Genomic DNA, 12008 nt, shown 5'->3' on the forward strand with positions numbered 1-12008 from the left:
CAAGCCACTGCGGGCGTGATTCTCGAAATCGAACAAGATTACCGACATCTAAATCCAAGCTCGGTGCCGCCACTTGTCAACGGCATGTTTGTGAGAGCCTTTATCGAAGGGCAACAAAATCCAAGCTGGGTAATCCCTGAACGTGCACTTCATGGAGATAAAATCTATCTCATGGGTGAGGACAATAAGCTGGAGATTAAGCCCGTGTCGGTGCTCTATCGCCGCGACAATCAAGTGATCATCGATGGGCAATTGAAGCAAGGTGACAAACTGATCCTTAACGATCTGCTGCCAGCGATTAACGGTATGTTGTTGAAAGAAGCTGATGATGGCAAAGAGGAGTCATCACTATGATTCGATTCTTCTCTAAACACCCGACAGCTGCAAACCTACTCATGTTTAGCTTGCTAATAATGGGCATAACTTCACTTCCCAACATCAAGCGTGAAACCTTCCCAGAATTCGACCCTCCTTACATAATGGCAGGCGTCGTCTACCCCGGTGCGTCTCCACAAGAAGTAGAAGAGAGCATCTGTGTTCGCATGGAAGATGCTGTTGATGGCCTCGCCAATATCGAAGAAACCCGGTGTGAAGCCATTGAAGGCTCGGCAAGACTAATTCTCAAACTTAACGAGAAAGCCGACATCGGACGAATGCTGGTCGATGTGCAAACTCAAATCAATTCGATCAATGATTTTCCTCAAGAAATTGAATCTCCCATCGTACAGGAACTAGACTGGAACGAACCTGTTGTGGACGTGGCCATTACCGCAGACACAAGCTGGCCAGAATTGAAAGCCTACGCGGAACAGCTTAAGCGAACGTTAAAGCTCGACTATGATGTTTCTCTGGTTGATGTGGCGGGATTTTCTGATCATCAGTTTCGCGTCGAATTAGACGCTCAAGCGATGCGCCAATTAGGCTTGAGTGTCGGCGATATTGCCATTCAAATTGGCCGCCAGAATATTAAATTGCCAAGTGGTAATGTTGAAACACCAGATAAAAACTTTCTGATCCGCTTCGATGAAAGACGTATTACACCGCAGCAACTTGAATCGATAGTCGTCGGTTCTGGGCCAAATGGCTCACAGATCCGACTCAAAGACATTGCAACCATTAGCGACCGCTTCGAATTAGACGAGCAGAAAGTGCTGTTTGATGGTCACCCTTCTGCCCTTCTTAAAGTCAGTAAGAACAAAGAAGATGATGCGCTTAGAATCAAGGAACGCGTCGTCCAGTTCGTTGAACAGCAACAAGCGATAGCGCCAGATGGCGTCAGCCTAGAGCTCACCAATGATCTCTCATCGGTACTATGGGACCGTTTAACCATGATGGTTCGCAATGGCTGGCAAGGTATCGTGCTAGTGTTCGCCACCATGTGGCTGTTCTTTAGCCTTCGTTATTCATTCTGGGTTGCTGCGGGCTTACCGGTCGCTTTTCTGGGTGGCTTATTTCTGATGGCGCAGCTCGGACTGTCGATCAACATTATGTCTTTGGTGGGCTTGCTGATGGCGATCGGGATTATGATGGACGATGCCATTGTTATTGCCGAGTCCATCGCCGCTCACCTTGATCGCGGCGAAGATGTCGATAACGCCGTGCTAAAAGGGGTGAAAAAGGTGCTTCCCGGCGTTGTATCTTCTTTCCTTACCACCGTGTGCATTTTTGGTAGCTTGCTGTTTTTGCAAGGCGAAATGGGCGCTGTGCTCAAAGCCGTTCCACAAGTGCTGATTCTCGTTCTAACGCTCAGCTTAGTTGAGGCTTTTCTTATTCTGCCCAATCACTTATCGCATTCGCTGCATAAAGAGAAAAATGAAAAACCACCAGCAAAATTTAAAAAGAAACTGCTCGATGGTTTTGAGAACTTTCGCAATACCACCTTAGTCAACGCAGTAGAGAAAGTGGTGGAATTTCGTTACGCCTTCCTCGGCGGTGTTTTAGCTCTGCTTCTTATCTCAGTGGCAAGCTTGGCTGGAGGCTTACTCAAGTTTCAACCCTTCCCAGATCTAGACGGTGATATAGCAGAAGCGCGGATCATTCTACCGCCGGGTTCATCACTTTCTCAAACCGAGGCCGTAGTCGACAAAATCGTTGCGTCTGCTCAAAAGCTAGACAAACAATGGACGCAAAATGTTGAAAACGGTGTGCCACTCATTGAGCACATTACCAGTCAGTTTAACGCCAATGCTGATGCTAATGAGTCGGGCCCACATATCGCAACCGTTCGACTTGATCTACTCGGTGCGGAGAGTCGCAACACTGTGATTGATGATTTCATCGCCGCTTGGCGCCAAGACATAGGTGAATTGGCCGATCCCATTTCACTGGTCTTTAAACAACCAACCATGGGCCCAGGTGGACGCGCAATTGAAATCCGTGCAAAACATGATGATTTAGAAGCGCTCAAAGCCGCTTCAATTGATATTCAGCAGTATCTAAACGAATTCGATGGGGTACATGGCGTGCTTGACGATATGCGCATGGGCAAAGAGGAAGTGCTAGTCAAACTTCGCCCCGGCGCGGAAACTTATGGCATTAACGGTCAATTGGTGGCTAACCAGTTACGTGCGGCCTTTTTTGGTCAGACCGCAGATGAAATTCAAGTTGGCGTAGAAAATATCTCGATTGAAGTCCGTCTCGATAAAGTTCAAGCGGGAGACCTACAACAACTGGCCAACTTCCCGATCATCATGCCAGATGGCAGCCAGATACCACTTGCAACCATTGCGACCTTAGATTTTCAGCGCAACTATGTTCGAATCCAGCGTATTGATGGTTTAAGAACCATTAGCGTGTTTGGTGATGTCGACAATAGCAAAGCTAACTCAACGGCTATCATCGCCCAGTTCCAGCGCGATGAAGCGCCAAAACTAATGGCGAAATACCCAGGGTTACGTTTCGATTTTGAAGGCGAAGCCAAGGACGCAGCCGAAACTGGTACCTCAATGGGCAAAGGCTTCCTACTTGGTTTGTTCGGCGTATTTGCGATACTCAGCTATCAGTTCCGCAGCTATCTGGAGCCGGTAGTGGTAATGCTCGCAATACCATTAGCCTTCATTGGTGTAGTTTGGGGACACATATTGCTTGGCCACTCACTGAGCATGCCAAGTATGATGGGCTTTGTCTCCCTTGCGGGCATCGTGGTCAACGATTCCATCTTGCTGGTGCAATATATTCGCCATCACGTCGATGAAGGAGACAGTGTTCACGACTCGGTGGTTAAGGCGAGCCGTGAACGTTTCAGAGCGGTGTTTTTGACCTCGATGACCACGGCAGCAGGTTTACTGCCCTTACTGACAGAAACCAGCTTGCAAGCTCAAGTTATTCAGCCTTTGGTCATCTCGATTGTGTTTGGCATCTTCGCCTCAACCTTACTGGTATTATTTATGATCCCTGCGGCCTATTCGGTTCTTGCAGACTTTGGATTGGTGCATAAACACGAAGAAATCTAAACAATAGCAACTAGGATAAGTAGGTGTTCAGATAAATGCATGACAAAGCCGCTTAGAATAAGGCATAGATTGCTATTAGCTAGTTGTGCTAGCTATAAACTCTTTAAGGTAGTGAGCAGCAGTTTTAACCAGCAAAAATGAACAAATATTTCTGCTTATAAATGTAAATAAAGCGGGTCATATAGACCCGCTTTGTTTTAGCTGTTTGAAACTAGCGTTTGTGCGCTTAGAAATTGTAACGAATACCAACAGCTAGGCGGTTGTCGTCTGTTGTCGCACCAGCTACAGATTTGGTTGTTTTATCTTGGTACTCAGTGTACATGATGATGTTATTCCAATCGTACATTGCACCCACTAGTGCAGTTTTAAGATCGGCTGCAGAGTTCTTATCTTCTTGGTAGTTCCAACCAGTATAAAGCTGTAGACCCATATCTAAGGTGTAAGCAAAAATACCTTCGTGGCCGATAGCTTTGTCAGAAACACCAGTCGCGCCATCAAACTGTACTTGGTTTTTAAATTCACCGTAAGTAACCGCAGTATAGATAGGGCCTTGAACGTAGCTAGCTGCCAATGCTGTCAACTTAGCATCGCCATCATTTTCAACGGCCAATTTTTCGTCTTCGGTGCGCTTCATTTGATGATAAGTTGCACCAATATTTAAACCGAAATCAAAATCGTATGATAGGGCACCAGAGTAGCTGTAATCACGACCTTCATCTTCATCAGCAAATTGATATTGCGCGCTAATATTAACGTTATTGAAGCTACCATTATATTGCAATGCATCATTGGCGCGAGCGGTACCTACTTTATCACCATTATCATAGACGCCCATTGCACTGCCGCCGTAAGCCCAAAATACGTCGGTTACACCAGTAACAGTGTAGTAAGTAGACCATTGCTTACCGTAAGAGAATGAACCGTAATCCGCATGATCAAAAGCCACAAAACCTAAACGGTTGAAGAATGGAGAATCACTGTTACCATTTGAATTAACTAGGCCGTACTCTAGGGTTGCACGAGCAACTAGATCTTCAGTTAATACACGAGAAAAGTTTAAGTTAATACGTGAAGAGTTATCTTCTGAACGAAGGTCACGCTCGCCATCGTTATTGGCTGATTCCACCATTAGGTGAATACGTCCGCCTACAGAGAAGGCATTTTCACCATCATTGTAGATTTCCAATGCTTGGGTCGTACCGGTTGCGAATAATGCTGGGATTGCAATTGCTAATATTGTTTTTTTCAAAGTTCCACTGCCTATATCAAGATTAATCATTCATCTCTTCCATGACCCACCCATACATCCGTGGAGTGGTATCCCTGAGCAGCGAAGTCCATATCACGGACGCATATTTGCTTAAAACCCTAACATAATCAATATTTTTATGTGGCAAAACTGAACTTTTATAATTTTTTATAATATAAATTAACAGGAATACATTTTTTTTATCTTTTAAAGAACAAAAAAGATATATTCATAGCCCAATAATAGTTAGCCGATGAAGGAAGCAACCTAGATAAAGATTAAAGAAATGAAAGTAGTAACTACTTAGACGTGTTTACTGACAAAAAACAAGGATAAAAGACTAAGTACTAGACATAAAAAAGCTCGCCTTAGCGAGCTTTAAAAGATATCACGTTCCAATAAACGTGTGATTCAATCAACTTAGAAGTTGTATTGAACAGCAAGAGTCCATTGATCGTCAGCACCTTCTAGACCGTCAACTTTGTATTCAGCCCATGCTTTCATGTTGCTGTTAAAGTCGTACTGAAGGCCAAGTTTGAATGCGTCTGCAGTGTCAGCTTTAGCGTTAGCGCCATTAACTTTACCTTCGGCTTCTTGAGCAGCATAACCAGTGTAGAAAGTAGCTGCATCAGCGAAACCATAAGATAATACGATGTCATAACCAGTAAGCTCAGATGGCTCAAAAGCACCAATTACGATGTCATCTAAGTCAGATTTAACATATACAGCAGCAACGTAAAGATCTTCCCAAGAGTAACTAGCCGACAGCGCTAAGTTTTTCTTTTCACCAACAGCAAAATCTTCAACGTGGTAACCACCGTAGATGCCGAAGCCGAAATCAAAGTTGTAACCAATAGTAGCCGCGTAAGAGTTATCTAAAGCATAACCTGTATCAACGCCTGGGAAACCAGCATCAGGATTACCAGCACTTAGTTGAAAGCTATCGTCTTTAAACTGGTAAGAGGCGTTAAGTACAAAACCACCGAACTCACCAGCGTACATGATTTGGCCTTCTTGACGACCATCTTCAATTAATGTGAATGCTTCATAGCCGTAAGTATTGAAGATATCTGTAGGTGCAACGGCGTAGTAGAATGCAGTATCAGATTGACCGAATACAACAGAACCAGCATCGTCAAAATCAAAACCAGCATACAAATGACGGGCAGTAAATTCGCTATCATCTGAATTTTCGCCAGCGATTTGCCATTCACCTTTAGCGATAGCAGAAACACCGTCACCGATTACTGAGCTTAACTTAAAGCCCATACGCGCAGAACCTTCACCATTGGTATCTGTACCGTCATCAGAGATATCGAACTGCATACGACCGTATACATCAGCAGAAACGCCATCAGCGTCATAAACATTAGCAGCTTGTGCAGATGCTGCGAATAGAGCTGGTATTGCTACCGCTAGAATTGTTTTTTTCATTTTCCTGTGCCTTCTTAGCAATTAAACACTTGTTCCTTAAATTCCCTGTGTGACAGTGATTTCTCACTGCACGTTCAATACATTAGCAAGCTTAAATTTTTTTGCAATAAAAAATTGAACTTTTATAAAATCATGTAAAACCCTGTATATACGTGCTTTTAAAGAAGATAAACTAGTGCTAGGCACGATAAACGAAGGCTTAACTAGAAAAAACGTGATCTCTATCTAATAGCATTTAAGCGTTTTTTTTGACTTTAACACAGCGTTTTATGTTGCTCTGCAACTTAGCTACGCGCCAACTAAACAATAATACGCCAAGCTAAGTGGTTAACATTACAGAGGAAATTATGTTAACGGAAAAAAACAAACAGATAATTCGCCAGTGGTACAAGACGCTTCAGGAACAAAATCCCCATTTTATACGTAGAGCTGCACAAAGTACTTTAATTGCTCACATTGCCAAAACAATCGCTGGAAACATTAACCGCCAGCAACGCATTTTGTTAGCCGAAGCCGGAACCGGCACCGGAAAGTCACTGGCTTATTTACTCGCTGCTATCCCCTTAGCCAAAGCGCGTAACAAAAAGGTAGTGATATCCACCGCCACCGTCGCCTTACAACAACAACTAATAGAAAGTGATTTACCCTTAGTTCATCGAGCCGCTCACGGCGAGTTTTCATTTTGCTTAGCCAAAGGGCGTCAGCGGTACTGTTGCGCGCACAAGCTAGCCGCAGCAAGCTCTGCCCCGTTAACGCTTAACGCCAAACAACAACAGCTAGTTCAGCGTATGGCGATAGCTCTACAGCAGGGTAAGTGGGACGGCGATAGGGATCATTGGCCAAGCCAGATCCCTTGGCAAGTCTGGCAGCATATTGTGGTAGATGGCTTAAGTTGCTCTGTTCAGTCAGCCCGTCATAGAAGCTGTCCTTTCCATAAAGCCAGAAAAGGTCTCAAGCAAGCAGACGTGATTGTAGCCAACCACAGTCTATTACTGGCCGATCTTAAAGCCGGTAGCGGCCATATTCTGCCCCCTGCCGAAGATTGCATTTACGTGTTGGATGAGGCGCATCAATTTCCTGAGATAGCACGTGACGCCAGCGCCCAAGATCTGAGCTTAAAACAAGCCTTGAAAGAACTGGAAAATATCAAGCAACTAGATAAAGACATAGCCAAGTTATTAAGTAGCAGTAGCACCGCAGCAAGCAGTATAAAACTAAGAGAGTCCTGCGCCGAGTTGACTCGCTGCTTCAACAAACTCAATGATATTGCCATCAGCCAGCAGCACAACTTCGAACAGCAGTATTGGCGCTTTCCTTTAGCTCAGATTCCCCAAGCCATTATCAATCTGGCAAGTAATTACTATAAAGAAGCCAATAAACTCGCCAATTGTTTACAAACTTATGCCAGTCTGATTCAAGAGGCGGCGAGCAATGGGCAAATGAAATCTGCGCAGGCAGAAGCGCTCCTCAGCAAGCTTAGTGTTTTACAAAGTTTGGCCGAATCCTGGTTAGATACGCTTTATAGTTACGCCAATGAAGCCAACCAAAAAGTCTATGCTTATTGGTTTCATAAAAGTGATAAAGATATTCACTTGTGTAGTTCCCCCATCGAAATTGGCGGCATATTGCAGCACCTACTATGGCAGGACGCCTTTGCGGTTATTGCCGTTTCTGCCACTTTGAGTGCCTTAGGCCAATTTAGTTATTATCTTAATCAAATTGGCCTAGCTAATTTGTCCAGCCAACAATTAATCAAGCTACCCTCACCTTTCGACTATAACAATGTCTTGTTAACGGTGCCTAAGACCATTGCCGAACCCGACCATCCGGAGTTTACTAATAATGTAGTCGACTACATTCTTAAGGCTCAAACTCATCAGGGAGGCATTTTAGTATTATGCAACTCCTATCGTTTGGTCGATAAGGTAGCCGAGTTACTACAACAGCGACAACTTAGCAATCTTTGGGTACAAGGCCAGTTAAGTAATCAACAACTGCTGGCAAAGCACCGAGATTGCCGAGCAAAAGGCGAAACCAGTATTATTTTGGCCACTATGGGCTTTAGCGAAGGCATCGACCTACCCGGTGACTTACTCACCGATTTGTTAATCGCTCGCCTTCCCTTTGCTGTTCCCACCGAACCAGTGATGGCCAGCCATGCCGAATTATTAGAAAGCCGCAAGCAAAATCCCTTCATGTTACTCACTTTGCCCAGTGCCAGTAGAAAACTGGTGCAGAGCTGTGGAAGACTAATGAGAAAAGAAAGCGATTCAGGTAGAATCGTGCTGCTTGATAGTCGGCTCACTACACGCCGTTACGGCAGTCAACTTTTGGCTGCATTACCTCCCTTTAAAAGAAGTGACCATTAATGTTGTTGGAACTGGGCTTGGACCCTTCAATTTTAATCCTCATCGTCGGCATCGGTTTTACCGCCGGGTTTATTGATGCTATCGCCGGCGGAGGGGGCTTGCTCACCATTCCGGCCTTATTAAGTATTGGCTTACCTCCTCATATTGCTTTAGGCACCAATAAATTGGCCGCCAGCTTTGGTTCCAGTACAGCCGCGTGGACTTTTTATCGCAAGCAACTATTTAATCCCGTTTTTTGGCTTTGGAGTTTTGTGGCTACCGCCATTGGCGCGTTGTTTGGCACCGTCATTGTCGACATTATTAGTACCGAGTGGTTAGAAAAATTGTTGCCTTTGGTGATTATGGCGACTGCTGTTTATACCATTGTTAATCGTAAACAGGCTGATGGCCACGCGGTTCTGCCGCAACCCAGTCCTAAACTGACCAAACAGATGCTCAGCCAAGGGCTTGGTTTAGGTTTTTATGATGGCGTAGCCGGACCCGGTACCGGGGCATTTTGGACGGTGTCATCGATGGCCCTCTATAAGATGAACATCTTGCTCTCATCTGGCCTAGCAAAAGCGATGAATTTCACCAGTAACTTTGTGTCCTTCATCACTTTTGTTTATTTAGGTCATGTTAACTGGGCGATAGGCTTAACCATGGGCGTAAGCATCATGCTAGGCGCAGTAATTGGCGCGCACTCGGCGATTCGCTTTGGTGCTAAATTTATTCGCCCGGTATTCATTACCGTGGTCATGGTGATTGCAGCAAAACTCGCGTGGCAAGCATGGTTCAGTTAGAGCTCGCCAACTTAACAGCTAAGCTGCAACAATTAAAACAGCAAGCTGAGCACCGTGACTTACAAGGCGAGCGAAGTGCCTACGCCAAAACGGCGGTATTAGATGAACGTTTCAGTTGCAGAAGTGATTTGTTTGTCGACTACGTCAGCGAGCTTGAGCAAGATTTACAGCGCATCGACCGGCTCAGCCAAAAAACCAAAGATATGGATTTGTTAAAGCTTTATTGCGACCGTTTTGTGGGTAAATTCGCCATGCTGCAAGCCAAAATTTCCCAACTTAGCCGACAGCAGCAACAGCAAAGTCAACCCCAGCAACAACGCATCCAAAACTGGCAACGTCGATTAGACCAGGTCATGAAAGCCGGAGACCGCTCAGAACTTCAGCAAAAACTGGCTCAGCAGCAGCATTTTGAACAACAGTTACAGCAAAAAATCGCAGAAAAAAACCAACTACTAAATCGTAGTAATAACAAGACAGATACTGCTAGACTAAGCGCAGAGATCCTCAGCTTAAAGAAACGTTTAGGTGAGTGTCAAAAAACAACATGGAAATTAGAACAGAAACTTCGTCAGATAGAATCACGCTTTTAAGGAGTAATACATGCGATTCTTTGGTAAGACTTTATTTTTAACTTTTGCTTGCCTTAGCAGCTTGCAAGCTTTTGCTAGTAGCTTCTCTACACCTGTTTTTTACGAAATCATGTACCTTGATAAGCAATCAACGGGAATGCTCTCTTTAAATAAAAATCAAACCGAACTCACTGCAGGCGAACATCAAGTTGTAGTGCGTTACACCGATACTCTTGGCTCAAATAGCAGCTCAGAAATAATAAAATCTGAACCTATAGTGATTAACTTAAATGTTAAGAATGGTCAAGATATCGTCTTAGAAGCGAAAAAACCACGTAGTGCGAGACAAGCTCGACGTTATGCCGAAGATCCACAGTTTACTTTGGTCGACAAAAAAGGAACCAGTGTTGAAGCGAGTTTTTACCTACTTCCCTTCCAACCCGGTATGCAACTCTCAAGAAACTACCTAAACGAAATAGCCGAGTTAGAAGCTCAACAAGCGGAAAAAGCCCCCGCCGTTCAGCAACAAGCCAGCGCAGCAGTGCCTGCTGCCACCAAGCCTAAAAATAAGCCAAACAAAGCGAACAATACAGCAGCCATAGCCGCTAGCACCGTTGCAGTAGCCAGCACCGCGAGTGCAGTAAGCCCGGCTGCCGAAACTGTTGTTATTAATGCCGATGATAATACTGAATTGCAAATGCTACAGTTTTGGTATCAACGTGCAGACAAAGCAACACGCAAGCAATTCCAAATCTGGACAATCCAACAACAATAATCTTAAGCACCTGTATGACCAATTCATACAGGTGTTAGTTCTTCCGTTACGAGAAAACCATGTCTATTGAAACCGCCCCTAAGCATATTCAACTCGCCGTTGACCTCATTCAATTACTTGAAGAGAACCAAATTGCCCCCGAGCTAGCCTTACAAGCACTAGCGATAGTCACTGAAGACTACAAAAACAAATTGGCCCAGCAGCCTGACCCTCAAGACAAATTAAAACAATAATTCATAAAACTCACAAAACCCAAACTTTATTTCTAAAAACAACCACATAAGCAACATTTTAAGCCAAAGCAACTCAACACATCAGGTTAACATTGTTTATTTGTTCAAAAAACACCCATAAAATTAGAAGTAAAAGCTGATCTACTAACACTGCGCACTATAGAATGCCCGCCGAACTCACCATGCACACCACGGCAATTCACTTTTAAGTGAACAAGGAACTACCAATGAACAAACTTGCTCTAGCGGGCGCGGCACTCATTGCGGCAACATCATTAACCAGCAATGCTGCCGAAATTGGCGACGACGTACACGCTAATGATTTTCACTGGATGCAACTTAACTTAATGCATACCATCGATCAAAAACCACATGACGTCGACCAAGGGTATAAAGACACTTACCTAGAATTCGAATTTGGTGGACGTTCAGGCTATTTTGATTTCTACGGCTATGTTGATGCCTTTGACATTACCAACAGTGAAAGCAGCACTAAACACGACACCGGCGGCATGTTCATGAAATTTGCGCCTCGCCTTTCGTTAGATGCCGTTACTGGTAAAGATTTATCCTTTGGTCCGGTGCAAGAACTCTACATTGCCAACCTCAATAACTTTGGCCAACAACAACAAGAACACTTCATAGGTTTGGGTGCCGACGTGGCTGTGCCTTGGTTTGGTAAAGTAGGAATGAACCTCTACTCTCGCTACAGCGTAAAAAACTTTGGTAACGAAGACGAAGGCTCATTTAACGGTTTTCAATTTTCAGCCAACTGGTTTAAACCGTTCTACTTCTTAGACAACGGCAGCTTCATTTCTTACCAAGGCTACTGGGATCACATGTTTGCCGCCAATGGCTACTCCGATCAAGCTAACCGCACAACCTCAGGTGGACAAACCTATCATGGTATTTACTGGCATTCAGACCGTTTTGCTGCAGGTTATGGTTTAAAATACTTCTATGATACTTATGGCATGCGCGATGGTTTTGCCGCCTACCCAGGTGGTCCACTTCAAGAAACCACCGGCTTTGGCCACTACTTCTCAATTACTTACAAAATTTAATTGCCTTGCTAAACACCTGCCCAGCGGGGCAGGTGCTGTTTTAGTGCTTATCTCACCACGACTCAAACTGCGCTGAATTTG

The 12008-nt window shown here is 44.5% G+C and carries 9 protein-coding genes and 1 pseudogene; 8 read left to right on the forward strand and 2 right to left on the reverse strand.

Going from position 1 to position 12008, the window contains the following annotated elements; genetic code table 11:
* Both ACQY6Q_RS04915 and ACQY6Q_RS04920 read left to right on the forward strand, forming a co-directional pair.
* A pseudogene (locus tag ACQY6Q_RS04915) lies at positions 1 to 354 on the forward strand (efflux RND transporter periplasmic adaptor subunit); the annotation flags it as partial.
* The gene (locus ACQY6Q_RS04920) at positions 351 to 3452 is read left to right on the forward strand and encodes an efflux RND transporter permease subunit (protein WP_427978561.1); all 3102 of its coding nucleotides are present in this window, start codon (positions 351 to 353) and stop codon (positions 3450 to 3452) included. The pseudogene ACQY6Q_RS04915 and the gene ACQY6Q_RS04920, both read left to right, overlap by 4 nt.
* Positions 3453 to 3678: 226 nt before the next feature.
* Here ACQY6Q_RS04920 and ACQY6Q_RS04925 read toward each other — a convergent pair whose 3' ends face one another.
* Both ACQY6Q_RS04925 and ACQY6Q_RS04930 read right to left on the reverse strand, forming a co-directional pair.
* Entirely contained in the window at positions 3679 to 4731 is a 1053-nt protein-coding gene (locus ACQY6Q_RS04925) for a porin (protein WP_427978564.1), read from the reverse strand.
* Positions 4732 to 5121: 390 nt separating this feature from the next.
* Positions 5122 to 6135, reverse strand: a complete 1014-nt coding sequence (locus ACQY6Q_RS04930) for a porin (RefSeq protein ID WP_427978566.1) — start codon at positions 6133 to 6135, stop codon at positions 5122 to 5124.
* 347 nt (positions 6136 to 6482) lie between these two features.
* On the opposite strand from ACQY6Q_RS04930, the gene dinG reads away from it, so the two are divergent.
* From dinG to ACQY6Q_RS04960, 6 genes are all read left to right on the forward strand, one after another.
* Entirely contained in the window at positions 6483 to 8504 is a 2022-nt protein-coding gene (gene dinG / locus ACQY6Q_RS04935; RefSeq protein WP_427978569.1) for an ATP-dependent DNA helicase DinG, read from the forward strand.
* Positions 8505 to 8506: 2 nt separating this feature from the next.
* Positions 8507 to 9286: a TSUP family transporter gene (locus ACQY6Q_RS04940; protein ID WP_427978614.1), complete on the forward strand. Its 780-nt coding sequence runs from the start codon at positions 8507 to 8509 to the stop codon at positions 9284 to 9286.
* Positions 9274 to 9876 (forward strand): primosomal replication protein PriC, encoded by a 603-nt coding sequence (gene priC, locus ACQY6Q_RS04945; RefSeq protein WP_427978617.1) that lies wholly within the window; start codon positions 9274 to 9276, stop codon positions 9874 to 9876. The genes ACQY6Q_RS04940 and priC overlap by 13 nt, the downstream gene beginning before the upstream one ends.
* A 10-nt stretch (positions 9877 to 9886) precedes the next feature.
* Positions 9887 to 10630, forward strand: a complete 744-nt coding sequence (locus ACQY6Q_RS04950; RefSeq protein ID WP_427978572.1) for a YccT family protein — start codon at positions 9887 to 9889, stop codon at positions 10628 to 10630.
* 59 nt (positions 10631 to 10689) lie between these two features.
* Positions 10690 to 10863: a pleiotropic regulatory protein RsmS gene (gene rsmS / locus ACQY6Q_RS04955; RefSeq protein WP_427978575.1), complete on the forward strand. Its 174-nt coding sequence runs from the start codon at positions 10690 to 10692 to the stop codon at positions 10861 to 10863.
* 227 nt (positions 10864 to 11090) lie between these two features.
* Positions 11091 to 11927 (forward strand): outer membrane protein OmpK, encoded by an 837-nt coding sequence (locus tag ACQY6Q_RS04960; RefSeq protein ID WP_427978577.1) that lies wholly within the window; start codon positions 11091 to 11093, stop codon positions 11925 to 11927.
* The last annotated feature ends 81 nt before the right edge of the window (positions 11928 to 12008 follow it).

Source organism: Agarivorans sp. (assembly GCF_050295395.1).
Classification (GTDB): Bacteria; Pseudomonadota; Gammaproteobacteria; order Enterobacterales; family Celerinatantimonadaceae; genus Agarivorans.

Coding starts and splice junctions, on each gene's coding strand:
- ACQY6Q_RS04920 (WP_427978561.1), top strand. CDS start 351: ATGATTCGATTCTTCTCTAAACACCCGACAGCTGCAAACCTACTCATG.
- ACQY6Q_RS04925 (WP_427978564.1), bottom strand. CDS start 4,731: ATGATTAATCTTGATATAGGCAGTGGAACTTTGAAAAAAACAATATTA.
- ACQY6Q_RS04930 (WP_427978566.1), bottom strand. CDS start 6,135: ATGAAAAAAACAATTCTAGCGGTAGCAATACCAGCTCTATTCGCAGCA.
- dinG (WP_427978569.1), top strand. CDS start 6,483: ATGTTAACGGAAAAAAACAAACAGATAATTCGCCAGTGGTACAAGACG.
- priC (WP_427978617.1), top strand. CDS start 9,274: ATGGTTCAGTTAGAGCTCGCCAACTTAACAGCTAAGCTGCAACAATTA.
- ACQY6Q_RS04950 (WP_427978572.1), top strand. CDS start 9,887: ATGCGATTCTTTGGTAAGACTTTATTTTTAACTTTTGCTTGCCTTAGC.
- rsmS (WP_427978575.1), top strand. CDS start 10,690: ATGTCTATTGAAACCGCCCCTAAGCATATTCAACTCGCCGTTGACCTC.
- ACQY6Q_RS04960 (WP_427978577.1), top strand. CDS start 11,091: ATGAACAAACTTGCTCTAGCGGGCGCGGCACTCATTGCGGCAACATCA.